Below are 26,114 nucleotides of genomic sequence, written 5' to 3'. Positions count from 1 at the left end.
TAAGAGCCTAATAATATGCGTTTGAATATACCTAACATTTTGTCCTTACTGAGACTATTTTTAATCCCAGTATTCGTTGTTGTTTTTTACCTACCTTATGAATGGGCTCCTTTTGCTGCTGCAATGGTGTTTTGGGTAGCGGGTTTTACTGACTGGCTAGATGGCATGCTGGCTCGTAAACTCGGACAAACGTCTCGCTTTGGTGCCTTTATTGACCCTGTGGCGGATAAAGTGCTTGTTGCTACTGCTCTTATCTTAGTTACCGAGCATTACCACTCGATCTGGGTGACTATTCCTGCGGTGACCATGATTGGTCGTGAAATTATCATTTCGGCGCTTCGTGAATGGATGGCTGAAATCGGCAAACGTGCAAGCGTTGCGGTATCTTGGGTTGGTAAAGTCAAAACTGTTTCTCAGATGTTTGCTCTTTGGGTACTTATCTGGCGATACGACGACTGGATGATTTGGGTGGGTTACATTGCACTCTATGTTGCAACCGTTCTTACTTACTGGTCAATGGCGCAATACTTGATGGCCGCCAAAGATGATTTGTTAGACGAAAAACACCATTGATGAAGAAGCGAGCTGAGGCTCGCTTTTTTGATCTTTAACCTAAGGTTAAGTTATCAATAGTGGATATCTAATGTGATATAGATCTCCTTTGAATAGCCTGTCCACAAAGTGCTTTGCACACAAAGTCAGCTATTTAGCCTGTTTCGTATGAAATCTATTCAAACGAATTAAAAATACAAAAATAATATTGACTCAAACGCTCGAATCCGTAGAATGCATCCCGTACCCAAGAGGATGGCAATAAGCGATTCGATTGGAGTTACTAAGGCGCCTTGGCAGAGTGGCTATGCAGCGGATTGCAAATCCGTGGACCTCGGTTCGACTCCGGGAGGCGCCTCCATTATCTCTTTCGTAGAGTAATGAAAATGCGATACTAGCTCAGTTGGTAGAGCGCAACCTTGCCAAGGTTGAGGTCATCGGTTCGAACCCGATGTATCGCTCCAAAATTTGTAATGTTGATTGGCGTCAGCATTAAGATGGTGTTTTACTTTTCAGTAATCGGCATCGCAATAAAGAATTGCGTGCCCTGGTGGTGGAATTGGTAGACACAAGGGATTTAAAATCCCTCGGCGTTCGCGCTGTGCCGGTTCAAGTCCGGCCCGGGGCACCATCTATTAAAGTCTATGTCTTAACGGATGTAGCAAATGCGATACTAGCTCAGTTGGTAGAGCGCAACCTTGCCAAGGTTGAGGTCATCGGTTCGAACCCGATGTATCGCTCCAAATTAAAAAGCCCGAACAGAAATGTTCGGGCTTTTTGGTTTCTGCCGTTCTGATTTTTATGCGTTATTCCTCTTTCTGTTTGAACACACACTCAAACTTCTTTTCTATCTAAAAACGTCGCTATCAAGTTCGTTTACATTACTTAGCTTTTAAAAGCGAGATTCCCTATGAACTCGTTCCTCGTGCTAGGGAATGACGTTTGTGCTCAAATGACCTCTGAGGCTTGACTCATCTTATTACTTTGTTGGCTTTTAAGGCTCGTTAACAGCGAGACTCCCTATGAACTCGCTCTTCGTACTAGTGAGTGACGAAAGGATGCTGAGATCTCAAAGCCTCACTAGCAACGTTTGTATACCCGCTTCGTCATCCTCAGGCTGAGGAACGAGCGAACCGGGGATCTACTTATCGCCTGCTGACTAACTAGTGTTTAACCTATTGCATCAGATAGCGTCTTGAATAAAGCAATATAACGACATGATGTAAGGGATCTTTATGAGCCAGCTCCTCATACTGGGAGTAACGGAAAGGCGCAATACTCTCGAAGTCTCTCTAACATAGCTTGTATACTTACGTCGTCATCCTCGGGCATGAGGAACGAATGAACCGGGGATCTCTTTCCCCAACGATAGTGTTGACGATATTTTCAGCAATTTGTCAGTCACCGCTCCTATTTATCAAGCGATTATTAAAAACTATTGATCGTTCATTTCACTTTATGTTATTTTCCCGCGCAATCTCGGAATGAACAATGTTCAAGAAGAGCAACGATTGCTTCTGGGGGATACGCGTAGTGACCATTCTTGCTGATTGGGACATTACGTAGGGTAGGTATCAGCTAGCCTTTAGCTGATAGACGGGATACTTATGGCGCAATTCGCCATGCTAATGGGAAACCCAACATTGAACACACTAATAACAACATTGCTAATCAGCTCTGCATTTCCAAAAGGGCCAGTTCTTCATAGCTGTCCGATACTGCACAAATGTCCAATTCTTCAAAACAGTAGCATTACTGAACCTTGAGCTCACGCTAACTAATTTTTGCTGTCCTAAGACGGCCTAATTTCGTATTCGTCATTTGACTTATGCGAGCGTACAGCTATATCTCATTTCTAGACAATACGCGTGTTTCACTATGAATTCTCTCTAAATCAATAGAGGGACGGTGTGCAGTTGCGTCTGATGGAGGTGAGTATGAACACATTCAAGGGGACTTTTATGACTACCGCCTTTGAAGTCGATATTAATACTATCGCAAATTCATTTTCAACTATGGTTCCTATCGTAGAGGGAACTTACGACCTAACACCCGATGCTATTTTGCTTGAGCAAGAACAGCATGAATCGGATGTTCGTTCATACCCAAGACGCCTACCGATTGCTATTAAACGAGCATGTGGTGTTTTAGTTGAAGATACTCGTGGCCAACTCTTTCTCGATTGCTTGGCCGGTGCAGGTACACTTTCTCTGGGTTACAACCACCCTGAGATTAACCAAGCACTTAAAGACCAACTCGATTCAGGTTTGCCATACCAGACTCTTGATATTACGACTCAAGCAAAAGAGACGTTTATCAAGCGAGTTAAAGCTTTTCTCCCTCAAGACTTTTCAACGAACTCGGTTCTTCAATTCTGTGGCCCGTCTGGCGCTGATGCTGTGGAAGCCGCGATCAAGCTAGCCAAGCAAACTACAGGTCGCAACACCATGTTTGCTTTCCGTGGTGCTTACCATGGTATGACTAACGGCACCATGGGCATGATGGGTAACCTTGGCACCAAAGAACGTCGCAGCGGCTTAATGTCTGACGTACATTTTATGCCTTTCCCATACAACCTTCGTTGCCCGTTTGGTATTGGTGGTGAAGCGGGTGCTAACGCGAGCATTCGTTACATCGAGCGTATGTTGAATGACGACGAATCTGGCATCATGAAACCTGCCGCGATGATCGTTGAGCCTGTACAAGGTGAGGGCGGTGTGATTCCAGCTCCGGCGTCTTGGCTACAAGGTCTACGTCGCATATGTGATGAGCATGGCATCCTACTGATTTTTGATGAAATTCAGTGTGGTGTGGGTAAAACCGGCAATCGCTTTGCGTTTGAAGAATCAGGTGTTAATCCTGATATCTTGTGCTTGTCTAAAGCGATTGGTGGCGGACTGCCTATGTCGTTGCTTGTGTTTGATAAGAGCATCGATACTTGGAAAGCGGGTGAGCACACTGGCACATTCCGTGGTAATCAGTTGGCAATGGTATCTGGCGCTAAGGCGTTGGAAATCATCGAACGTGATGGTTTGGTTGAGCACGCGAACATCGCAGGCCAATATTTACGTCATGGGCTTGAGAAGATTCAATCGCGTGTGAACTGTATTGCTGAAGTTCGCGGTAAAGGCTTGATGCTCGGTGCTGAGATCAAGCAACCAAATGGTGAGCTTAACAAGTTTGGCGAACCACAATCAGACGGCGAGTTAACTCTAGCGATTCAACGAGCAGCACTAGAGCGCGGCTTGATGGTTGAAAAGGGTGGTCGTGATGGTTCAGTAATTCGTTTCCTTCCGCCAATGATTATCTCTTTCGAGCAGATCGACTTTGCACTGCGCGTCATGGAAGAAGCGATCATCGCAGCGGGTGGTGGTTTACAACAAGACCCAGCTTCAAGCGAACAAACTAACCAAGAATGGAATAAGCATTTCATCCAGACAGGTTTAGGCGGTAGCGACGAATTTGCTAGCGTGATGAACCAAACCACTCAAGCGATGAAAGCCGTTTTTGAACAAGTTGAAACCCCTTATTCGGGTTTAGACCCCAAAGTGCTAGAAGCTGCTATCAATGCTGTTGATCTCGATAACAATCAACACGCTTTGGTTGATGTTGTAGATAGCACTGCAGACCTTGTCGCTGCAAACTCCATCTTCGTGCAGCACCCAGATTGCATTGCACACCTTCACACTCCACCTCTTATGGCTTCGGTAGCAGCGGAATCGATTATCGCGGCGTTGAATCAATCAATGGATTCATGGGACCAAGCATCTGCTGCGACTTATGTTGAACAACGAGTGGTGGATTGGATGTGTGAAAAATACCAACTTGGCGCACAAGCTGACGGTGTTTTCACCAGCGGTGGCACGCAAAGTAACCTAATGGGTTTATTGCTCGCGAGAGACTGGGTTGCGGATAAGCACAATGGCCACTCAATCCAAAAGCTTGGCTTACCAGAATACGCAAGCAAGCTGCGTATCTTATGTTCAAAGAAATCTCACTTCACGGTTCAAAAGTCTGCCTCGCTACTCGGGTTGGGTGAAGCGGCAGTGTGCTGTGTTGATACCAACGCCAATGGCACGATCAAGCCTGACTTGCTAGACGCAGAAGTGACAGCACTTAAAGCTCAAGGGTTGATTCCTTTTGCTGTTGTTGGTACTGCGGGTACTACCGATCACGGTGCTATTGATGATCTTGAAGTGATTGCTGACATCGCCAACCAACAAGGCCTTTGGTTCCATGTCGACAGTGCTTACGGTGGCGCGCTTATCTTAAGTAGCCACAAAGCTCGTTTAAAAGGTATCGAAAAAGCGGACTCAGTGAGTGTCGACTTCCACAAGTTGTTCTTCCAAACCATCAGCTGTGGCGCAGTGCTTCTCAAAGACAAAGCGAACTTTAAGTACTTACTGCATCACGCAGATTACTTGAATCGCGAGCACGATGAGCTGCCAAATCTAGTCGATAAGTCTATCGCTACCACCAAGCGTTTCGATGCACTGAAAGTCTTCATGACGATGCAAAGCGTTGGACCAAAGCAACTGGGTGATATGTACGACCACCTTCTAGAGCAGACGCTTGAGGTAGCCGATCTGATTCAGAAGCATGACGATTTCGAGTTGCTTGCTGAGCCGTCACTGTCGACTGTGCTGTTCCGTGCGGTACCGAACAACGAGCTATCAGCAAACGGCGTTCTTGATTTAGACAAACTGAATCAGACGTTAAGACTGGAGGCGCTGACTCGTGGCGTTGCAGTACTTGGCGAAACGGTCGTTGATGGTAAAAGCGCGCTGAAATTCACTATCTTGAATCCGTGCTTAACGACATCAGATTTCAAATCTTTAATTAACAAAATTCAAACTCTAGCCATTGAGCTAGCAGAACAACAAGGGTAATTAAAACTATGGCTATTCTACAAATTGGTGCAGGCGGCGTTGGTTGGGTTGTTGCACACAAAGCAGCACAAAATAACGAAGTACTGGGTGATATCACAATCGCTTCTCGCACAATCGCGAAGTGTGAAAAAATCATCGAATCTATCAAGGGCAAAAACAACCTTAAAGATTCTACTAAGAAACTAGAAGCTCGTTCAGTAGACGCTGACGATGTTGATGCACTTGTTGCTTTGATTAAAGAAGTTAAGCCTGATCTAGTGATCAACGCTGGTCCTCCTTGGGTAAACATGGCGATCATGGAAGCGTGTTACCAATCGAAAGTATCTTATTTAGATACATCGGTTGCGGTTGATCTATGTTCTGAAGGCCAACAAGTACCACAAGCTTATGATTGGCAGTGGGGCTACCGTGAGAAGTTCGCAGAAGCGGGCATCACAGGTATTCTTGGCGCGGGTTTCGATCCAGGTGTGGTATCAATCTTTGCTGCGTACGCGGTTAAGCACTTGTTCGATGAGATTGACTCAATTGACGTAATGGACGTGAATGCTGGCGACCATGGCAAGAAGTTTGCGACAAACTTTGACCCAGAAACCAACATGCTTGAGATCCAAGGCGATTCTTTCTACTGGGAAAATGAAGAGTGGAAACAAGTACCTTGTCACTCTCGTATGCTTGAGTTTGAATTCCCGAACTGTGGTTCTCACAAAGTTTACTCAATGGCACACGATGAAGTGCGTTCAATGAAAGAGTTCATCCCAGCTAAGCGTATCGAATTCTGGATGGGCTTTGGTGATGCATACCTGAACTACTTCAACTGCATGCGTGATATCGGTCTTCTTAGCCCAGATCCGCTAACGCTACATGACGGCACTGTGGTTCAGCCTCTACATGTTCTTAAAGCACTACTACCAGATCCAACATCTCTAGCTCCGGGTTACACAGGTTTAACGTGTATCGGTACGTGGGTTCAAGGTAAGAAAGACGGTAAAGAGCGCAGTGTCTTCATCTACAATAACGCAGACCACGAAGTGGCTTACGAAGACGTAGAGCACCAAGCGATTTCTTACACTACGGGTGTTCCTGCGATTACTGCTGCACTTCAGTTCTTCCGTGGCGAATGGGCTGATAAAGGCGTGTTCAACATGGAACAGCTAAACCCAGACCCGTTCCTAGCAACGATGCCTGAAATCGGTCTAGACTGGCATGTTCAAGAGCTAGAGCCGACAGTCGGTTTACCTCTGATCCACACTTTGAAGTAATTTCTGGCTCTTTGCCCTCGTCGCGTTGTCCATCGTGCTCATTTACGTTCGTAAACTCCGCGCGATGTCCTAGCGACAAGGTCAAAGCTCTGCGAATTCCATTCAAAGTCATATGATTGACGAGAACGTATAATTACAAGCCGATGCTGTTGCGTCGGCTTTGTTCGATTATCATGTGCCTTCGGGAACTCGAGGGCCGCAAGGTATTAACATGCAAAACAACGAACTAAAAACGCCTTATTTCATGATCAACGAAGACAAGTTGATTGCGAATTTAGAGATAGCTAAGCAGCTGAAAGAGATTTCAGGTGTGAAGTTGGTGTTGGCACTGAAGTGCTTCTCGACATGGGGTGTGTTTGACATCATCAAGCCTTACCTCGATGGCACGACAAGCTCTGGCCCATACGAAGTCAAGCTTGGCCACGAAACCTTTGGTGGTGAGACGCACGCTTACAGTGTCGGTTACAGCGAAGATGACGTGAGAGAAGTTGCGGATATCTGCGATAAGATGATCTTCAACTCTCAAAGCCAACTTGCTGCTTACCGTCATATTGTTGAAGGTAAAGCTTCATTGGGTTTACGTTTAAATCCGGGCGTGAGCTACGCAGGACAAGACTTGGCTAACCCAGCGCGTCAATTCTCGCGTTTGGGTGTGCAAGCAGATCACATTAAACCAGAGATCTTCGATGAGATTAATGGTGTGATGTTCCACATGAACTGTGAGAACAAAGACGTCGATGCATTTATCGGTTTGCTTGATTCAATCTCAGAGCAGTTTGGTGAGCACTTAGATAAGTTGGACTGGGTGAGCATGGGCGGAGGTGTGTTCTTCACATGGCCGGGTTATGACATCGAGAGACTGGGTCTTGCGCTAAAAGCCTTCTCTGAAAAACACGGCGTGCAGATGTACCTAGAGCCGGGTGAAGCCATCATCACTAAGACGACTGACTTAGTTGTGACTGTGGTTGATATTGTTGAGAACGTAAAGAAAACTGCAATTGTGGATTCAGCAACCGAAGCTCATCGCCTTGATACGCTTATCTACAATGAACCAGCGTCGGTATTCGAAGCGTCTGAAAACGGCAATCATGACTACGTGATTGGTTCATGTTCATGCCTTGCAGGCGATCAGTTCTGTGAAGCAAGCTTTGAAGAGCCACTGAAAATTGGTCAAAGACTGCATCTGTTAGACAGTGCGGGTTACACCATGGTGAAACTAAACTGGTTCAATGGCCTAAAAATGCCATCAATCTACTGCGAACGTAGCAGTGGCGAAGTTCAGAAGCTAAATGAATTCGGCTATGAAGACTTCAAACGCTCATTGTCGCAATGGTCGGTTAAGTAGCGAAATCTTACTTCAGAACAATAAAAAGAGCAGCCGATGAGCTGCTCTTTTTTATTTTTTGGTATAGCCATTAGCTACAATCATTAGCTACAACAATTACCAGTTAGCTTTCAATAATCACGCGAGTATCTTCGCTAAGCGTTTCCAATTCGTTGACTACATCATCAATCAAAACTTCGATTGGTAGCTTAACGGCAATCTTGGAAGTAAATAAACTAGAGCTAACACCACCGCCTCCGGCGATAAACACGCGGTGACAATCCATATCTAGAATGCTGATGCCTTGTCTGTCTAACACGTGTGTTACTTCATTCACTATGCCAGCTCGGTCGTTAGAGTCGAGTCGTAGGTGATGGATCGTATCTTGTGCGTTGTGAGTATGGTCTGAATCAACAAACTGCACGATAAGATCAGCATTGGCGCTGAAAGCTTCTTTCACAATCGATTCGTTGATGGCTGGAAGTTGAACCTTGAGTACGCCTGCGACTTGGTCTTCAATAAAGTTAACTTTACTAATGAGCCATTTCCCGTCGTTTTCGTGAGTAACCGCAGCAAGTTGCTTGATTGTTGCTGGTGATGCTTTTCCGATAAAGTTTACGATAAATGTACTGTTCATATCAGCCCCCAAAGTCTCAATTAATCGTTGCTAATTAAATGTTTGATATCACGCGATAAAGTTCTTTAATTTCAGTGTAGAAGTTTACATCGAACAATGTTTGACCTGCGTCAATTTTTGAAACTAAGCTGTGATGCAAAAAAAGAGAATGGAGAGTAGGGCACAAAAAAAGCGGCTAGAGAGCCGCTTTTTAGAAGAGTCGTCGTTGTTACTGGGAATGCAGTAACTTAGAGTTCAGAGACTGAAAGCTATTTTAGAACGTAACTTTAAAGTTCATACCAACAAACTGAGAGTCATAAGGTGCACCTGCATCGTATGCGAACCTTGCTGCATCTTGGTTATCCCACCAAGGGTTGGTGTTCAGGTTAACTTCTGCATCACCACCCCAAGCGTCACTTACCCAGTAGTGGATATGGCCAACAGGGTTTAGGAAGAATAGAGAAACATCGCCCATGGTTTGAGAGCCCATCACTTCGCCACCTGAAGCCACAATGTCTTGCTCAGCTTCTAGCATCAATTCACCGACAACCGCACCAAAGAATGGTGTGATGAACAGATCTTGCCAAGAAGGTACTTCAGCGAATGCTTCTACACCGTATTCCCAGAAGAACGTCGACATGGTCCAAGAGTATAAGAAAGACTCAAACTCATCGTAACCTGCGTGTCGAGCTGCGGTGTAGTAAACACCACCAAAATATGGGTGCATCACGTAGTTTAGGAAGTGTTCATCGCGGTCCCATACTGGGCCTTCAGACACGTTATCTTTCCACTTTTTACCTAATGAGCTGATATCACGTTGGTCATCATCCCACTTAGTGATACTTTCAGGTAGCAGAGTCATTAGACCCACTGTCGCGACACTTAAACCAAGAATAGTGTAGGTTTGACCCATTAGATAATCCCAATCCTTCTCTTGACTCACCAACATATGTTTTGGTTGTTGGATTGAGAAGTCGTATTCATCACTTGATTCGCTCAGTGCGTAATTGGCACTTGGCTTGTAGGTGTACAAGCTATCATTAACACAGTAGTCTTGAGCACATTCATCCGAATAAGAAAGGTTGATTGGCTGGTCGAAGTCGTATTGGCTTGCAACCGAGTTAACTGACATTAGCATTGAAAATGCAGCAGTAACCTTCGCTAGTAACGGTGATTTGGCCACAAGGGTCTCCATGAGAAGTTAAGAATTGATCAGAGTCACAATTATCTATTAAATGCCTGATTTAGGGAACTAATAATTTGTCGCTTTTCCTAAGAAAACCTTAGATTTAACATTAATAATATTTGTGAAAAGCTGGAATGTCTCAAATTCAACCATAGACCAGTTTATGAATAATGCAGTGTCTTTTTATGACCACAAGGGATAGAAATATGACGAAAATCGCAATGTTAAGCACAGGTGAAGAAGTTCTTCATGGAGACATTGTAGACACAAACGCAGCTTGGATGTCTGGAGAGTTTTACCAACACGGCTTTGCTCTCGCCAAACGTTCCACTGTGGGTGACCAAATGAATGCTCTCATTGAAGAACTGCTGATGCTGAGCTTTAACTATGATGTGGTTATCGTCAATGGCGGTTTAGGGCCAACAACGGATGACATGAGTGCGGCTGCCGCTGCAGCAGCGTCAGAGCAGAAATTAGTCATGTTCCCTGAATGGCTAGATCGCATGGAAGAGATGTTTTCTGGACGTGGTATGCCGATGCCTGACAGCAATCTTAAACAAGCCTTGTTGCCAGCAAGTTCAGAGATCGTCGATAACCCAGTTGGCACTGCATGTGGCTTCAAGCTGAAAATCAATGATGCGACGTTCTATTTCACTCCCGGTGTTCCGAGTGAATTCAAACGCATGGTGACGTTTGAGATTCTTCCTGATTTGTCGCGCGCTTATCCACAAGTGGTTGCTTCTGAGTGCAGTCGTCTATTTACATTTGGCTTATCTGAGTCGGGTATCTCTGATGTGTTGGATCAATTGAAACTGCCTGAAGGTTATGAGTTGGGTTATCGCTCTTATTTACCTTTCATTGAAGTTAAACTGTTTGGCCCTAAGTCTGGCTTAGAAACCCGCGTTAAGCTGCTGCAAATGGTGTACAAGCTGTTAGAGAGTAATGTCGTCAGTGTTGATGAGCCGATGATTGACCATATTGGCCACATCATGGCAGAGAGAAAGAAAACTTTGTCTGTGTCTGAAGTGTCGACCAAAGGCGCATTGTCGGCTTGGTTACAATCGAATGAGCAGGTTGAAGATTGTTTTGGGCATTCTTGGGTCATGGCAGAACCAAAAGAGGGTGAACTCGAAAAGAGCGATCCATTAGCCGCAACCTTTGCACTGGCTGGCGCAACTAGAGAGAAATGCGGTACTGAATTAGCCTTGGTGACGGGTAAGTTGGAAGGCAACACATTCAGCATTGCACTATCGAGCGAAGCGGGTGAGTGGGGCCAAGTGCTTGAGTTCTACCGCCAGTACAATCGTGAAGATGCGCGCACCATTATCAAAACCGTTGCCGCAGATATGCTGAGAAGACACTTAGACAACAAACCTATGTTTGGCACTTACTCTTCGGTTAAGCGATTGAAAGACATGTTTATTCCTTCAGCTATCATCAAGTAAGCAGCTCTTTTAGTTAACCAGGCCTCTTGAGCCAACGTTAAATCAGAACAAATAAAAAGGCCCAACATCCAAATAGGTGTTGGGCCTTTAGTTTATCTAGCCTTCTAGATAACTAAACAAGAGGGCTGTGATTACAAACCGCTTGTCATATGTAGGCTGTAGAACAAACCACGGCCAATGAGTTCTGAAGCTAAGAACAGTACCAATGCTAAGCCAAGGTTTACTGGGTTCACTTTTGCTTTGTTCAGCATAGGTAGAATCCAAACTAGCAAGCTTGCCATCAGTAATGCCACTTGAAGAATCACATAGCTACCTAAACCGTCAACCAACTCAGACGCTTTAGCTACTGAAGTTTGGATGTCACCGATTAGGTTCAGTTTTCCTACTGTCACAATCAAGCTAATAGCAACGGCAATAACAGCCAGCATCGTGATGTTGCGGTCAACCGTAAAGCGACTGTCGTTGGCGAATACAATCACGAACTGAGACAGCAGCAAGCCACCCACAACCATGGTCATGATGAAGCTCAGTGGCGTGTAGATGTTGTCCCAAGTCGGTACGGTGTTGATCATGTATACGCTGATCATCGCGTACATGAAGATAACACCCAGCACCATCGCGCCAACCATCATTGCTTTCTGGATAGCGATGCCGCCTTTCTTAACGACCGACAGTAACCATTGCAGACCACCCAGAGCGAAAAATGCCGCACCGAAGAATACTTCGTTAGACAACCAAGCTGAGCCTAGTTGGTTAAAAGCGTTAAATGCGCGCAATGGAGAACCCAAGTGCGTTGTCGAGAACATAAAACCAAGACCCATTAATGCCCACAGAATGAACATTGGAACCTTGTAGCTGTTCAGCTTATCTTCGTCATGATTAAGTACCAGTGCACGTGCGCCAATCAGTAAGTAACCACCAACCGCAGTTTGCGCCAGCACCGTAAAGAAGATTAAAGACCACTCATGAAAAATCATCTTACACCTCCTTCGGGTTTGCTAGGTGACCACTGGTATCGCCAGTAGGCTTCGCGTTTTTGTTCAGTTTAATCACGATGTTTGGTAGCGTTTCACTTGAAGATGGCAGTGGCGCTACATCTGCACCAGAACCGTACTTCTCGCGAAGTGTGTTGATTTCACCAAACTCCAATGCACGAAGTGGGCAAGACTCAACACAGATAGGTTGCTTGCCTTCAGAAACACGTTGGTAACAACCATCGCATTTGGTCATGTGACCTTTCTTCGCATTGTATTGCGGTGCGCCGTAAGGACACGCATTGCTACAGTGTTGACAACCAATACATACGCTCTCATCAACCACAACCAAACCGTCTTCATCACGTTTGTGCATCGCGCCCGAAGGACATACTTTCACACACGCAGGGTTAGTACAGTGGTTACAAGCGATTGATAGGTAGTAAGAAAAGACATCTTTCTGAACCCAGGTATCGCCATCTTGAGTGAAGCCACCACCGGCGTATTCGTATACGCGACGGTAGTTCGTTTTGATGTCTAGATCGTTATAATCTTTACAAGCAAGCTGACAGGTTTTACAACCCGTGCATTTACTTGAATCAATGTAAAAGCCGTATTGTTTCATTCCAACCTACCTTATGCTTTCGTTAGCGCTTTGATTTGAACTAGGTTTGTATGCTGAGGGTTGCCCTTAGCAAGTGGGCTCGGGCGCTGAGTGGTCAGCACGTTGATAGAGCCTGCATGGTCGATCTTCTGACCATCTGGTGCGTACCATGCACCTTCGCCTAGCGCGACAACTCGAGGAAGAATCCTAGGTGTCACTTTCGCTGGAATATGAACTTCGCCACGGTCGTTGAAAATACTCACCATGTCGCCATTTTTAATACCGCGCTCTTGAGCATCAATAGGGTTGATCCACAACTCTTGTGGTGCTGCTGCTTTGATTTCTGCAACGTTGCCGTAAGTCGAGTGAGTACGAGCCTTGTAGTGGAAACCCGTTAGCTGAAGTGGGTACTTCTCTGCTAATGGGTCGTTGTGGCCTTCAAAAGAATCGGCGTAAATCGGAAGAGGGTGAATCACTTCGTCTTCTTTCAATTTCCAAGTCTTCGCGATATCAGCCAGTTGCTCTGAGTAGATCTCGATCTTGCCACTTGGTGTTGTCAATGGGTTCGCTTCAGGATCTTTACGGAAATCTTCGTAAGCGATGTAGTGGTGGTCGTAGCTACGCTTGTAGATACCCAGCTCTTTCATCTCTTCGAAGGTTGGTAGTGTTGGATCGTTCTTACGAGTTTCCGCGTAAAGGTGCTCAATCCATTGCTCTTGAGTACGGCCTTCTGTGAATTCTTTTTCTACACCCATGCGTTTCGCCAGTTGAGAACACATCTCGTAGATAGATTTGGCTTCGAACTGAGGCTCGATCGCTTTCTGCGCGAAGATGAAGTAAGGCATGTTTGCTGCTTTACCATCCATACACCAGTCGTCTTGCTCTGACGTTGTTAAGTCAGGCAGGATGATATCGGCGTATTTCGCAGAAGATGTCATATGGTTATCGACCACAACAATCATTTCACACGCGGTATCGTCTTGAAGAATTTCGTGTGTTTTGTTGATGTCTGAGTGCTGGTTGATAATACAGTTACCTGCATAGTTCCAGATCATCTTGATAGGGTTCTTAAGGCGGTCTGCACCACGAACGCCATCAGTGATGTCGGTCATTTCATGGTGACGGTAAATCGCGTCTGTCCACATGAACATCGAGATAGAAGTTTCAACTGGGTTTGGCACAGTCGGGAAGCGAACAAATGGAATATTGATGTCACTTTCACGAGCACCAGTAGAACCACCTGATACACCAACAGAACCGGTTAGTAGAGACAGCATTGCGATTGCACGACAAGCTAGCTCACCGTTTGCAGTGCGTTGTAAGCCCCAACCTTGATGGATTGCACACGGTTTTGCAGTGCCCATCTCACGGCCAAGCTTGACGATAGTATCAACTGGAATACCTGTGATCTTAGAAGCCCACTCTGGCGTCTTCTCTACACCGTCTTCACCTAAACCTAGGATGTAAGATTTGTAGTCACTGTTCTTTGGTGCTGATGCAGGAAGCGTCTTCTCGTCGTATCCGACACAGTATTTGTCTAGGAAAGGTTGGTCGACAAGGTCTTCAGTGATCATCACGTGTGCAAGGCCAGCAACCAATGCAGCATCGGTAGATGGGCGAATTGGGATCCATTGATCTTCGCGGCCGCCAGCAGTATCGGTGTAGCGAGGGTCGATGATGATCGTTCTTGCGTTCGATTTGTTTTTGCTTTCTACGTAGTGGTGGATCAGACCGCCGCCAGACATACGCGTCTCTGCAGGGTTGTTACCAAATTGGATGTTAAGCTTAGTGTTCTCTAAATCAGAGAAAGAGTTGTTATCTGCCCAACCACCGTAGGTGTAGCTCAAACCTTTCGCGATTTGCGCTGTTGAGTAGTCACCGTAATGGTTCAGGTAACCACCACTTAGGTTCATTAGACGAGCAATCAGCGTTTGTGCTGGTGGCCAAGATTTTGTGACAGTGCCACCTAGCGTACCTGTACCGTAGTTTAGGTAGATGGTGTCGTTACCGTAGTCTTTGATAAGGCGTTGCATGGTGCCAGCAACTTCATCGTAAGCTTCTTCCCAGCTAATACGTTTGAATTTACCTTCACCACGTTTACCAACACGTTTCATTGGGTATTTCAGGCGATCTGGGTTGTAAACACGGCGGCGCATAGAGCGTCCACGTAGACAAGCACGAACTTGGTGATGACCGTATTCGTCAGTACCTGTGTTGTCGGTTTCTACGTATTTGATTTCACCGTTTTGCACATGCATACGTAATGGGCAGCGAGAGCCACAGTTTACCGTACATGCACTCCATACGATTTTCTCATCCACACTTTCAGCAACCGCAGCCGCTACGGGTCTGGATTTGAAAGGTAAAGCGATGCCGCCCGCGAGAGCTGCTGCGCTACCTACCGCAGAAGAAGCTTTCATGAACCCTCTTCGAGTAAGATTCATTACCCCAGATTCTTTCTTATTCGTCATTCTAAGATGCCTTTTGTTATTGATGACTAGCACTTTATAGGTAGTTTTGTTTTTGTCTTTTAATTTTTAAATGTTGATTGATAGGAATCAAGTAAGTGCTCAATTTAAAGTTTATGAATTGAATGTATAAATTAGATCAAAGAATGGAATGGTTTAATTAATATAATTATCGTTAAAACCTATTACGGTATAAATAATAATGATTATCGATACGCATAAATTATTGGGTTCGCTATTTTATCAAGCGGCAAGTAAAGAACAGTTGTTAACCATAGTCGAAGCATTGGTCGAGAGTGAAGTACTATCAGAAGCGTGCTTGCTAGCACTTCAAAATGAACAAGAAGATGCGCTAGTTGCAGAGTTTAGCCGCCTTTTTGAAGGCGTTGGAGACATGCCGGCGCCACCTTGGGGTTCTGTGTACCTAGATAAAGACCGTGTTGTGTTTGGTGCCTCGACTGTGGAATATCGACAGTTTCTAGAATTGAACCATATTGAATTGGACACAGGTTTAAGAGAGCCAGAAGATCAATTTGGTTTAATGCTATTCGCCCATGCGTATTTGTTAGAAAACAACAATACCAATTCAGCCCGTGAATTGATTGAGTGTCACTTATTGACTTGGTCTTCTGTTTATTTAGAGAAATTAAATATAGCATCAGATTTATCATTTTATAAGAAGCTATCAAGCGATGTAATAAATTGGCTTAATCAATTAATATCTAAATATAATTTAAACGTAGCCACTAAAAAGTTATATATCGATTAATGCCTGAACAAATAAATTCAAATAGACGCGGTTTCTTAACTCGACTCTCTAAGCCAGTTAAAGTTGCGGCAAGTTATGAAGAGAAATCACAGCGCGTGTATGCAAGGCCGCCAAGAGCGGTTGATGAGGTGCTGTTTGAGCGTCTTTGCGACGGTTGTGGTTTGTGTGAGCAAGCGTGTCCAAATAGCGTTATTGAGATGCTAGAGGGCAGTGCGCTGTTGAATTTGGATTACAACAGTTGTTCGCTGTGTGATAAGTGCAGTGAAGTGTGCCCGACTGGCGCGCTTCATCAAACGGTAACGCCTTATATTGATCTCAAGCCCAGCTTTGCTGATAGCTGCAACAACTACATGCAAATGGATTGTAATGCGTGCCAAACCGCTTGTTCAGTAAGTGCAATTCAAATCGAAGTAGGGGAGTTACCTACCTTAGACAAAGATAAGTGTGATGGTTGCGGAGAGTGCCGAAGCGCTTGTTACATTGGCTCAGTGACTCTGAACCTGACTCAACAGTAAACATCCGGTTTTGCTTGGTGGGAACCAACAAGAAGGCTTTGAGTGATAGGAAAGTCGTCTCAGATACCTAAAGGCATAAATAGAAAAAGGGTCCGCATTCCAAGAGGAGGCGGACCCTTTTTAATACTTGTTATCTTCAATGAAGCGTAGCGTTTAAAAACATTTGAATTCACGCAACTCTAAATGAAACGAAACAAACTTAAGCTGGTTGGCTTAGGCGCGCTTCTGTTTGCTTCTGTGAGTTACGTTACTCAGCGATAAATCGGTTTTTGCTTTGCAGATGCATGGCAAAATTTCATCGCCTTGTGTGTAAGCCATAGCAAAACCAACGTACTCAACTTCACCGGAATCCAACGTGCAACGACAAGCGCCACAGTGCCCATCTCGGCAGTTGTATTCTGGTTCTAAGCCCGCCTGTTCCATCGTTTCCAATAGAGTATTCGACGGGTTAGATTCAATCGAAGTCAGCTTGTTGATTTTGATTGTTGGCATTACAGCTCAAATCCTTCAAAGTCGTCAGCTTTTACTTCGTTGTCGATTTGACCAACTAGGTAAGAACTGATTTCAGCTTCTTGTGGAGCAACTTGAACGTTATCTGAAGACAACCAAGCGTTGATCCATGGGATTGGGTTCGACGTTGCTTCTGGGTAAGCCGTACCTAGACCAACAGCCTGCATACGGATGTTCGTAATGTACTCAACGTACTGGCAAAGAATGTCTTTGTTTAGACCAATCATAGAGCCATCTTTGAATAGGTATTCTGCCCACTCTTTTTCTTGCTCTGCTGCTTCTTTGAATAGGTCGAAACATTCTTGCTTACACTCTTCAGCGATCTGCATGAATTCGAAGTCATCTTGGCCGTTACGCAGCAAATTGATCATGTGCTGTGTACCAGTAAGGTGAAGTGCTTCATCACGAGCGATTAGCTTGATGATCTTCGCGTTACCTTCCATTAGCTCACGTTCAGCGAATGCGAATGAACATGCAAAACTCACGTAGAAACGAATCGCTTCTAGTGCGTTTACAGACATTAGACATACGTAAAGTTTCTTCTTCAGGTCGTGAAGTGAAATCTTAACGTCTTCGCCGTTGATGTTGTGGTTGCCTTCACCGTAGCGGTGGTAGTCAGCAGTCAGCTTGATTAGGTCGTCGTAGTAAAACGCGATGTCTTTCGCACGCTTTAGGATCTCTTCGTTTTCAACGATATCGTCAAATACTACGCCTGGATCATTCACGATGTTACGGATGATGTGCGTGTATGAACGAGAGTGAATCGTTTCAGAGAATGACCATGTCTCAATCCAAGTTTCAACTTCTGGCAGTGATACCAAAGGAAGTAGGGCAACGTTAGGGCTGCGGCCTTGGATTGAATCTAGAAGTGTTTGGTACTTCAAGTTAGAGATGAAGATGTGCTTTTCATGCTCAGGAAGCTTGTTGTAGTCGATACGGTCGCTAGACACGTCAACTTCTTCTGGACGCCAGAAGAAAGAAAGCTGCTTTTCGATCAACTTTTCGAAGATTTCGAATTTCTGTTGGTCGTAACGTGCAACGTTTACCGACTGACCCAAGAACATTGGTTCTTTTAGTTGGTCATTTTTTTGTTGAGAAAAAGTACTGTAAGCCATAAATGCCTCAAATCCTTTAAGGACCCGTAATAAAACGAACCCTGTTAATGCTTTAAACCCAGAGAAGATAACTTCTCTGGGGTCTTAATGTTTATTGCGGTTTAGATCTTACAACCGCCGCCTTCACAATCTTCTTCCGGCACTTGAACTGCATCGCCTTGGTCGTCTTTAGCACCATCACGAGTGTTATGGTAGTAAAGCGTCTTAACACCGTACTTGTACGCTGTTAGCAAGTCTTTAAGCAGTTGCTTCATTGGTACTTTACCGCTGTCGTAAACACTTGGATCATAGTTAGTGTTTGCAGAGATAGCTTGGTCAACGAATTTTTGCATGATACCCACTAAGTGCAGGTAACCATCGTTAGTACCAATGTTCCAAAGTAGCTCGTAGTTCTCTTTAAGATTTAGGAAATCAGGAACTACTTGCTTCAGGATGCCGTCTTTCGATGCTTTAACTGATACGTAACCACGTGGTGGCTCGATACCGTTAGTCGCGTTCGAGATTTGAGACGAAGTCTCAGAAGGCATAAGCGCTGTCAGTGTAGAGTTACGTAGGCCGTGCTCCATGATCTCTTCACGTAGCGTGTCCCAATCGTAGTGCAGTGGCTCTTCACATACTAAGTCGATATCTTTTTTGTAAGTATCGATTGGCAGTAGGCCTTTCGCGTAGTTGGTTTCGTGGAAAGATGGGCAACGGCCTTGCTCTTTCGCTAGGTCAACAGACGCTTTTAGCAAGTGGTATTGAATTGCTTCAAAAGTACGGTGCGTCAGGCCATTTGCGCTGCCATCAGAGTACTTAACACCATTCTTCGCTAGGTAGTATGCGTAGTTGATTACACCCACACCTAGAGTACGACGGTTCATTGTCGACTTACGTGCTGCTGGAAGCGGGTAGTCTTGGTAATCAAGTAGTGCATCTAGAGCACGAACAACCAGTTCAGAAAGTTCAGCCAGATCGTCTAGCTCGTTGATTGCGCCTAGGTTAAACGCTGAAAGCGTACATAGTGCAATCTCACCTTCGTCATCTTCCACGTTAGAAAGCGGCTTAGTTGGTAGCGCGATTTCTAGACATAGGTTCGATTGACGAACAGGTGCTACTTCAGAATCAAACGGGCTGTGTGTATTACAGTGGTCAACGTTCTGAATGTAGATACGACCAGTAGAAGCACGCTCTTGCATTAGCAGAGAGAATAGCTCAACGGCTTTAACCGTTTCACGCTTCACTGAAGGATCGTTTTCGTACTTAACGTAAAGCGCTTCAAAACGCTCTTGGTTTTCGAAGAACGCGTCGTAAAGGCCAGGTACGTCAGAAGGTGAGAACAGGCTGATGTTGCCCCCTTGAACAAGACGAGAGTACATAAGCTTGTTCAGCTGTACGCCGTAGTCCATGTGACGAACACGGTTCTCTTCAACGCCGCGGTTGTTTTTCAGTACTAATAGAGACTGAACTTCACCGTGCCATAGTGGGTAGAACACGGTTGCTGCGCCGCCACGAACACCACCTTGAGAACAACATTTTACTGCTGTTTGGAAGTATTTGTAGAAAGGGATACAGCCCGTGTGGAACGCTTCACCATTACGGATTTCCGAACCAAGCGCACGGATACGACCTGCGTTGATACCAATACCAGCACGTTGAGATACGTAACGAACAATAGAGCTTGCTGTTGCGTTGATAGAATCAAGGCTGTCACCACACTCAATCAGTACACATGAACTGAATTGACGAGTAGGCGTACGTACACCAGACATAATTGGTGTAGGTAGAGAAATCTTAAACGTAGACGAGGCGTCGTAAAAACGTTTGATGTAATCCAGACGAGTTGATTTCGGGTATTTACCGAATAAACACGCAGCAACTAGGATGTAAAGGAACTGAGCACTCTCGTAGATTTCTTTTGTTACACGGTTCTGCACGAAGTATTTACCTTCAAGCTGCTTAACCGCCGCGTAAGAAAAGTTTAAGTCACGCTTGTGGTCGATGTACGCGTCAAGCTCTTCGAATTCAGCTTTCGTGTAGTCTTCCATAAGGTGGCTATCGTATTTACCCATATCAACCAGTTTTGCAACGTGGTCATAAAGAGCAGGCGGCTCGTATTCACCGTACGCTTTTTTACGTAGGTGGAACACTGACAGACGTGCTGCTAGATATTGGTAATCAGGAGTCTCTTCAGAGATTAAATCCGCTGCTGACTTGATGATTGTCTCATGAATGTCAGTCGTGGTAATGCCATCGTAAAACTGAATGTGAGCTTTCAATTCTACTTGTGATACAGAAACATTGTGCAAGCCTTCAGCTGCCCATGTGATCACTCGATGGATTTTCTCTAAATCGATCGTTTCTTTGCGCCCGTTACGCTTGGTAACAGTAAGTTGTTGGTTCATTCTGCTTAATTTCCCTAACAAAACTGAACAAGGCCGTGTTTTTGTGTGTTTCTGTGTAATTTTTGTAAATTACGTTTCGGCTTTGTGATCTTGGTCTACCCATACATTGTAGTTCAAACACAACATATGGGGGTCATTTGTTTGTTGGGTTACAAGATAGTGCTACAACTGATATTTTTCAAGGTAAAGAAATTGGGTTGCTTGTGGATAAGTGGTGGATTAAAAAAAACTGTAAGTGACCACTAACTGATGAGGTTAGATGTGACTTGATTGTATAAAAGCCGCCTTTTAATGATGCTTTATTTTTGCACTCCCATAAAAAAAAATCCCTTGATCTTTGGGCAAAATGGGCGATGGATTTTAGGTGATTAAATTTAAATCGAGGTGGTCAAAATGGAAGCTGGCGCACGAAATTTAGACTGAAAAAAGTCGCAATCTTATGGTAATTGCAACTCTTTTCATGGGGCTTTTTTATAAAAGATATTACGGTAGGGATACTGTTAGAGATACGAACAGTTATTGGGCGAAATTTTGAGTGTGGACGATGTAATTCACATCGACATTTGACCCTAAACGATACGTGTCTGTTAGTGGGTTGTAATGCAGCCCAGTAATGCCTAATTCTTGCAGAGGCGTATTGTCGATCATCTTGATGAGTTCAGCTGGTCGAATGAACTTTTCGTGGTCGTGAGTACCTTCAGGCACAATCTTAAGTAGCTTCTCTGCACCAACAATAGCGAAAAGGTAAGACTTAAAGTTACGGTTCAATGTCGAGAAGAACACATGGCCGCCCGGTTTAACCAACTTTGAACAAGCCGAGATAACCGATTGTGGTTCAGGAACGTGCTCTAGCATTTCCATGCACGTCACCACATCGTAAGTTTGCGGGTTTTGCTCTGCATGGTCTTCAATGGTGCTTTGGATGTAATCCAGCTTGGTGCCGGTTTCTAATGCGTGCAGACGAGCGACTTCTAGCGGTTCTTTACCCATGTCCAGGCCAGTAACTACCGCACCCTCTACAGCCATGCTCTCAGCCAAAATACCGCCACCGCAGCCAACATCGAGGACTTTCTTGCCAAATAGGCCTTCGGTTTTCTCTAGCACGTAATTTAAGCGCAGCGGATTGATTTGATGTAGTGGCTTAAACTCGCCTCCTAGATCCCACCAGCGCGACGCCATGTCTTCGAATTTTTTGATTTCTGCTGGGTCTACGTTCTGTGATTTAGTCATAATCGGCATTTCCAAGTTAAATAATGCATCCATGAAATTGCAGGCATTATAACTTGCCTTTTCCTGCTGACCAGAAGATCTACAATTTTGCTAGTTTATTGGATGTAAAGTGACCATGTTTCAGCAAGATATGACGCTGAGGTGCAATTTCTCATCAATAGATTGGCTACAAGGGTCACAAGATGGTAAAAGGAGAGGGAAAGTGATGCCTCCGTAGGTAAATTTGTGTTATATTTTTCGGTCTTATACGTATTCAAAAATACGATCTGACTATAGAGGGAAAATGGCTCTATGAGCGATCTAGCGAAAGAGATCACGCCCGTAAATATTGAAGATGAGCTTAGAGGTTCATACCTAGACTACGCGATGTCCGTCATCGTTGGTCGTGCCCTTCCAGATGTGCGTGATGGCCTAAAACCAGTACACCGCCGCGTTTTGTTCGCGATGAATGTACTAGGTAATGATTGGAACAAAGCATATAAAAAGTCTGCTCGTGTAGTAGGCGATGTAATCGGTAAATATCACCCACACGGTGATAGTGCGGTATACGAGTCAATTGTTCGTATGGCTCAGCCGTTTTCACTACGCTATATGTTAGTCGATGGCCAAGGTAACTTTGGTTCGGTTGACGGCGATTCAGCTGCGGCAATGCGTTATACCGAAGTTCGTATGTCAAAAATAGCTGGTGAGCTATTAACGGATCTTGATAAAGATACGGTTGACTTCGTTCCTAACTATGATGGAACCGAGCAAATACCAGCAGTTTTACCAACAAAAATACCAAACCTATTGGTTAACGGTGCTTCTGGTATCGCAGTAGGTATGGCTACCAACATCCCGCCACATAACCTTGGCGAAGTTGTTGATGGCTGTTTAGCATTTATCAATAATGAAGACATCACTATTGATGAGCTAATGGACTACATCCCTGGTCCAGACTTCCCGACAGCAGCATTAATCAGTGGCCGTAAGGGCATTGTTGATGCATATAAGACTGGTCGTGGCAAAGTTTACATGCGCTCGCGCGCGAACATTGAAATGGAAAAGAACGGTAAAGAAACAATTATCGTTACTGAAATTCCATATCAAGTGAACAAAGCTCGTCTGATCGAGAAGATTGCAGAACTTGTAAAAGACAAGAAAGTTGAAGGCATCAGTGCACTGCGTGACGAATCTGATAAAGATGGTATGCGTATTGTTATTGAATGTAAGCGTGACGCTGTCGGTGAAGTGGTACTAAACAACCTTTACTCACAAACTCAACTGCAAACAACTTTCGGCATCAACATGGTTGCTCTGAACAACGGCCAACCACAACTTTTCAACATTAAAGATATGTTGAAGTGTTTTGTTGATCACCGTCGTGAAGTTGTGACTCGTCGTACTATCTTCGAATTGAAGAAAGCGCGCGACCGTGCACATATCTTGGAAGCTCTATCTTTAGCGCTTGCAAACATTGATGAAATCATTGAACTGATCAAGAACGCACCAACACCAGCAGAAGCTAAAGTTGGTCTAGTATCTCGTGGTTGGGATCTTGGTAACGTTGCATCAATGCTTGAACGTGCTGGTACTGATGCAGCTCGTCCAGATTGGCTTGAAGACCAATACGGTATCCGTGATGGTCAATACTTCCTAACGGAAACTCAAGCGCAAGCTATTCTAGAACTTCGTCTTCACCGCCTAACTGGCCTTGAGCACGAGAAGATTCTAGACGAATACAAAGCACTTCTAGAAGAGATCGCTGAGCTAATGCATATCCTTGCAAGCACTGAGCGTTTGATGGAAGTGATCCGTGAAGAACTTGAAGCGGTACGTGATATCTATGGCGACGAACGTCGTACAGAAATCACAGCAGCGGTTCATGACATCGACATGGAAGAGCTAATTGCTCAAGAAGACGTTGTAGTAACGCTTTCTAACGCAGGTTACGTTAAGTACCAAATCCTAAGCGACTACGAAGCTCAGCGTCGTGGTGGTAAAGGTAAGAGTGCAACTAAGATGAAAGATGAGGATTACATTGAGCGTCTGCTTGTTGCTAATACTCACGATAACATCTTATGTTTCTCTACTCGTGGTAAAACGTACCGCCTGAAAGTTTACCAACTGCCTCAAGCAAGCCGCACCGCTCGTGGTAAGCCTATTGTTAACATTCTTCCTCTAGAAGAAGGTGAGCGTATTACGGCTATCCTGCCTGTTTCTGAGTTCTCTAACGAGAAATTCATATTCATGGCAACAGGCGACGGTACCGTTAAGAAGACATCACTGGATCAATTCGCAAACGTACGTGCTAACGGCCTAATCGCAGTTAACCTACGTGACGATGATTCACTGATTGGCGTTGATATTACTGACGGTAATAGCGACATCATGCTGTTCTCGAAGTCGGGCAAAGTGGTTCGCTTTAACGAGGACAAAGTACGTCCAATGGGTCGTACTGCCTCTGGTGTTCGTGGTATGAAGCTTCCAGAAGACGATCAAGTGGTTTCACTGATTGTTCCTTCAAACGAAGGCGATATCCTAACTGTGACTCAAAACGGTTACGGTAAGCGCACTGAGCTGGCTGAATACCCAACGAAAGGCCGTGCAACGCAAGGTGTAGTATCTATCAAAGTCTCTGATCGTAATGGCCCAGTAGTTGGTGCTGTTCAGGTTGAAGAAGGCGATGAAATGATGATGATCACCGATGCAGGTACACTAGTACGTACTCGCGTAGCGGAAGTAAGCCAAGTTGGTCGTAACACTCAAGGTGTAACACTGATTCGTACTGCTGAAGACGAGAATGTTGTAGGTCTACAACGTATCGACGAAGTAGAAGAAGCTGAGATTGTTGAAGGCGAAGAGACTGAAGAAGCAAATGCTGACGCAGTAAACGCTGAAACAGCTGTTGTTTCTGAATCAAGTGAAGAGCAAGCATCTGATGCTTCTGACTCTGAAAGTGATAGCGAGCAAGACACTGAGTAATCTCGATTACGTTAAGTAATTAAGCTTACCAATGAAAAAAACCGAGCCCAAGTGCTCGGTTTTTTATTGCCTGTCATTTCACTCTTTTTCTCTTCTCTTCTCATTTGGCTTATGGCTTATGGCTTAGGTCTCAGCACCAACCTTAACCCGTCGCTTTTATGCAAAAGTTTGATCACTAAATCTCGAACGCTAAACTTTGATCAATAACGAGGCAATGCGAAAACGATAGAGTAGGGATAGATCTAAATAAAAGGGATGTGGAATGGATATCTGGTTGTTGGTTGCGTTGGTACTAATGAGCCTGTTTTTGATCGCGGTCGTTATTGCCGCGAGCAACAATGGCAGTTATCTAAAAGGCAATGTGGTGATTTCTCTTATTGCGGTGGCTTTGAGCGTGCTGGTTTGGTCTCAACTGAAACAAGAGTTACCTCAACTTCCTTTGGATGATAGCAATAACTATACGGCGACAGATTTCGAAGATGAGCTTCAACAAAGCCTCAAACAAGACCCGAATCAATCCGACTTGTGGTTTAAGCTTGGTGGTGTGTACATGCAGAGAGGGGAGTTTGATGCGGCATTCACTTGCTACGATTATGCGATTCGCTTAGATCCTCAAGCGCCTTCTGGCCTCTATGCTGCCAAAGCAACTGCACTTTACTATCTTAGCTCTCAAGCGATGAGTGATGATGTTAATGCGTTGTTGGAGCACTCAATGCAGCTTGATCCCAATGATCGTACGGCATTGATGCTGATTGCTACCGATCACTTCATCAGCATGCGCTATCAACAAGCGATCGATGCGTGGACTCAAATCTTAGATTCCAATCAGAAGGGCATTGATCGTGTCTCTATTATCCATTCGATCAACCAAGCCAAACAGATGATCCGTTAAGCTTGGCTAATTGCTAAAGAGGCGATCTTACTTAAGACCTCATTTCGAAGACTATTGGTTTTCCTGCATTTCGATTAAGCCACCAGCATTGTGGATTTGAGTAAACCCTTGAGCGCGCAAGAATTGATAAGCTTGCCCTGAACGATTGCCACTGCGGCAATACAAAACGATGGGTTGGTCTTTATCTATCTTAGCAAAGTGAGTAGCCACTTCAGAAAGATGGTAGTTGATGGCGTTGTCTAGATGCCCTTGTTCGAACTCTGCAGGTGTTCTGACATCAACCACTAATGCACCTTTCTCTATTAATTCCCACCCTGTCTCAGCACGCTCAGATGCGTGAACGCCTGAACTGAGTAGTGCAATACATAATGCCGAAAGCGAAAGTAAGATTTTCATTGTTTATTCCTTGAATTGGCGA

The 26,114-nt window shown here is 44.8% G+C and carries 19 protein-coding genes and 4 tRNA genes; 13 read left to right on the top strand and 10 right to left on the bottom strand.

Annotated elements, in window-relative coordinates; translation table 11 throughout:
• Positions 1-15: 15 nt before the first annotated feature.
• From pgsA to nspC, 8 genes are all read left to right on the top strand, one after another.
• Positions 16-573, top strand: a complete 558-nt coding sequence (gene pgsA, locus QWZ07_RS15980; protein WP_017110986.1) for a CDP-diacylglycerol--glycerol-3-phosphate 3-phosphatidyltransferase — start codon at positions 16-18, stop codon at positions 571-573.
• 266 nt (positions 574-839) lie between these two features.
• Positions 840-913 (top strand) — tRNA-Cys (locus tag QWZ07_RS15975).
• A gap of 27 nt (positions 914-940) precedes the next feature.
• Positions 941-1,016: transfer RNA gene (locus QWZ07_RS15970), tRNA-Gly, on the top strand.
• Between the two features lie 80 nt (positions 1,017-1,096).
• Positions 1,097-1,183 (top strand) — tRNA-Leu (locus QWZ07_RS15965).
• Positions 1,184-1,219: 36 nt separating this feature from the next.
• A tRNA-Gly gene (locus QWZ07_RS15960) sits at positions 1,220-1,295 on the top strand.
• Positions 1,296-2,489: 1,194 nt separating this feature from the next.
• Positions 2,490-5,441 (top strand): pyridoxal phosphate-dependent class III aminotransferase, encoded by a 2,952-nt coding sequence (locus QWZ07_RS15955; RefSeq protein ID WP_192852926.1) that lies wholly within the window; start codon positions 2,490-2,492, stop codon positions 5,439-5,441.
• Between the two features lie 8 nt (positions 5,442-5,449).
• On the top strand, positions 5,450-6,700 hold the full coding sequence (locus QWZ07_RS15950) for a carboxynorspermidine synthase (RefSeq protein ID WP_102351012.1): 1,251 nt from the start codon (positions 5,450-5,452) through the stop codon (positions 6,698-6,700).
• Positions 6,701-6,911: 211 nt separating this feature from the next.
• Positions 6,912-8,045: a carboxynorspermidine decarboxylase gene (nspC, locus tag QWZ07_RS15945; RefSeq protein ID WP_192852927.1), complete on the top strand. Its 1,134-nt coding sequence runs from the start codon at positions 6,912-6,914 to the stop codon at positions 8,043-8,045.
• 103 nt (positions 8,046-8,148) lie between these two features.
• Here nspC and QWZ07_RS15940 read toward each other — a convergent pair whose 3' ends face one another.
• Both QWZ07_RS15940 and QWZ07_RS15935 read right to left on the bottom strand, forming a co-directional pair.
• Positions 8,149-8,661 (bottom strand): glycine cleavage system transcriptional repressor, encoded by a 513-nt coding sequence (locus QWZ07_RS15940; RefSeq protein ID WP_017110982.1) that lies wholly within the window; start codon positions 8,659-8,661, stop codon positions 8,149-8,151.
• A 253-nt stretch (positions 8,662-8,914) separates the two neighbouring features.
• Positions 8,915-9,823, bottom strand: coding sequence for a DUF3943 domain-containing protein (locus QWZ07_RS15935; RefSeq protein WP_017110981.1), 909 nt, complete (start codon positions 9,821-9,823; stop codon positions 8,915-8,917).
• A gap of 209 nt (positions 9,824-10,032) precedes the next feature.
• Between QWZ07_RS15935 and QWZ07_RS15930 the strand changes: the two genes are divergently transcribed.
• A complete protein-coding gene (locus tag QWZ07_RS15930; protein ID WP_192852928.1) occupies positions 10,033-11,271 on the top strand; it encodes a CinA family nicotinamide mononucleotide deamidase-related protein in 1,239 nt (412 codons plus the stop codon).
• A gap of 131 nt (positions 11,272-11,402) precedes the next feature.
• Here QWZ07_RS15930 and QWZ07_RS15925 read toward each other — a convergent pair whose 3' ends face one another.
• The 3 genes from QWZ07_RS15925 to QWZ07_RS15915 are packed head-to-tail and all read right to left on the bottom strand — an operon-like array spanning position 11,403 to position 15,320.
• Positions 11,403-12,248, bottom strand: a complete 846-nt coding sequence (locus QWZ07_RS15925) for a dimethyl sulfoxide reductase anchor subunit family protein (RefSeq protein WP_192852929.1) — start codon at positions 12,246-12,248, stop codon at positions 11,403-11,405.
• 1 nt (position 12,249) lies between these two features.
• Positions 12,250-12,870 (bottom strand): DMSO/selenate family reductase complex B subunit, encoded by a 621-nt coding sequence (locus tag QWZ07_RS15920; protein ID WP_017106644.1) that lies wholly within the window; start codon positions 12,868-12,870, stop codon positions 12,250-12,252.
• A gap of 11 nt (positions 12,871-12,881) precedes the next feature.
• The gene (locus tag QWZ07_RS15915) at positions 12,882-15,320 is read right to left on the bottom strand and encodes a DmsA/YnfE/YnfF family dimethyl sulfoxide reductase (RefSeq protein WP_192852930.1); all 2,439 of its coding nucleotides are present in this window, start codon (positions 15,318-15,320) and stop codon (positions 12,882-12,884) included.
• A gap of 199 nt (positions 15,321-15,519) precedes the next feature.
• On the opposite strand from QWZ07_RS15915, the gene QWZ07_RS15910 reads away from it, so the two are divergent.
• Positions 15,520-16,086 carry a molecular chaperone TorD family protein gene (locus QWZ07_RS15910; RefSeq protein ID WP_192852931.1) on the top strand — a complete coding sequence of 189 codons (567 nt, stop codon included), beginning with the start codon at positions 15,520-15,522 and terminating at the stop codon, positions 16,084-16,086.
• The gene (gene napF / locus QWZ07_RS15905; protein WP_192852932.1) at positions 16,086-16,601 is read left to right on the top strand and encodes a ferredoxin-type protein NapF; all 516 of its coding nucleotides are present in this window, start codon (positions 16,086-16,088) and stop codon (positions 16,599-16,601) included. The genes QWZ07_RS15910 and napF overlap by 1 nt, the downstream gene beginning before the upstream one ends.
• Positions 16,602-16,814: 213 nt before the next feature.
• Here the strand turns inward: napF and yfaE are convergent, their stop codons facing one another.
• The 4 genes from yfaE to ubiG all read right to left on the bottom strand — a co-directional run bounded on the left by yfaE (position 16,815) and on the right by ubiG (position 21,873).
• Entirely contained in the window at positions 16,815-17,093 is a 279-nt protein-coding gene (yfaE, locus tag QWZ07_RS15900; RefSeq protein ID WP_017110975.1) for a class I ribonucleotide reductase maintenance protein YfaE, read from the bottom strand.
• Complete coding sequence (nrdB, locus tag QWZ07_RS15895; RefSeq protein WP_004733365.1) at positions 17,093-18,226, bottom strand: class Ia ribonucleoside-diphosphate reductase subunit beta; 1,134 nt, start codon at positions 18,224-18,226, stop codon at positions 17,093-17,095. The genes yfaE and nrdB overlap by 1 nt, the downstream gene beginning before the upstream one ends.
• Before the next feature lie 101 nt (positions 18,227-18,327).
• The gene (gene nrdA, locus QWZ07_RS15890; RefSeq protein ID WP_076669905.1) at positions 18,328-20,610 is read right to left on the bottom strand and encodes a class 1a ribonucleoside-diphosphate reductase subunit alpha; all 2,283 of its coding nucleotides are present in this window, start codon (positions 20,608-20,610) and stop codon (positions 18,328-18,330) included.
• Between the two features lie 516 nt (positions 20,611-21,126).
• Positions 21,127-21,873: a bifunctional 2-polyprenyl-6-hydroxyphenol methylase/3-demethylubiquinol 3-O-methyltransferase UbiG gene (ubiG, locus tag QWZ07_RS15885; protein ID WP_192852933.1), complete on the bottom strand. Its 747-nt coding sequence runs from the start codon at positions 21,871-21,873 to the stop codon at positions 21,127-21,129.
• Between the two features lie 258 nt (positions 21,874-22,131).
• Between ubiG and gyrA the strand changes: the two genes are divergently transcribed.
• The gene (gene gyrA, locus QWZ07_RS15880; RefSeq protein ID WP_017106649.1) at positions 22,132-24,804 is read left to right on the top strand and encodes a DNA topoisomerase (ATP-hydrolyzing) subunit A; all 2,673 of its coding nucleotides are present in this window, start codon (positions 22,132-22,134) and stop codon (positions 24,802-24,804) included.
• Positions 24,805-25,066: 262 nt separating this feature from the next.
• Positions 25,067-25,696, top strand: a complete 630-nt coding sequence (locus QWZ07_RS15875) for a TPR domain-containing protein (RefSeq protein WP_192852934.1) — start codon at positions 25,067-25,069, stop codon at positions 25,694-25,696.
• 51 nt (positions 25,697-25,747) lie between these two features.
• Here QWZ07_RS15875 and QWZ07_RS15870 read toward each other — a convergent pair whose 3' ends face one another.
• The gene (locus QWZ07_RS15870; protein WP_192852935.1) at positions 25,748-26,092 is read right to left on the bottom strand and encodes a rhodanese-like domain-containing protein; all 345 of its coding nucleotides are present in this window, start codon (positions 26,090-26,092) and stop codon (positions 25,748-25,750) included.
• Positions 26,093-26,114 lie beyond the last annotated feature (22 nt).

The organism is Vibrio lentus (assembly GCF_030409755.1).
Lineage (GTDB): Bacteria > Pseudomonadota > Gammaproteobacteria > Enterobacterales > Vibrionaceae > Vibrio > Vibrio lentus.
Note: the sequence above shows the minus strand (reverse complement) of the source record. Positions and strands in the feature narration are given on the sequence as shown.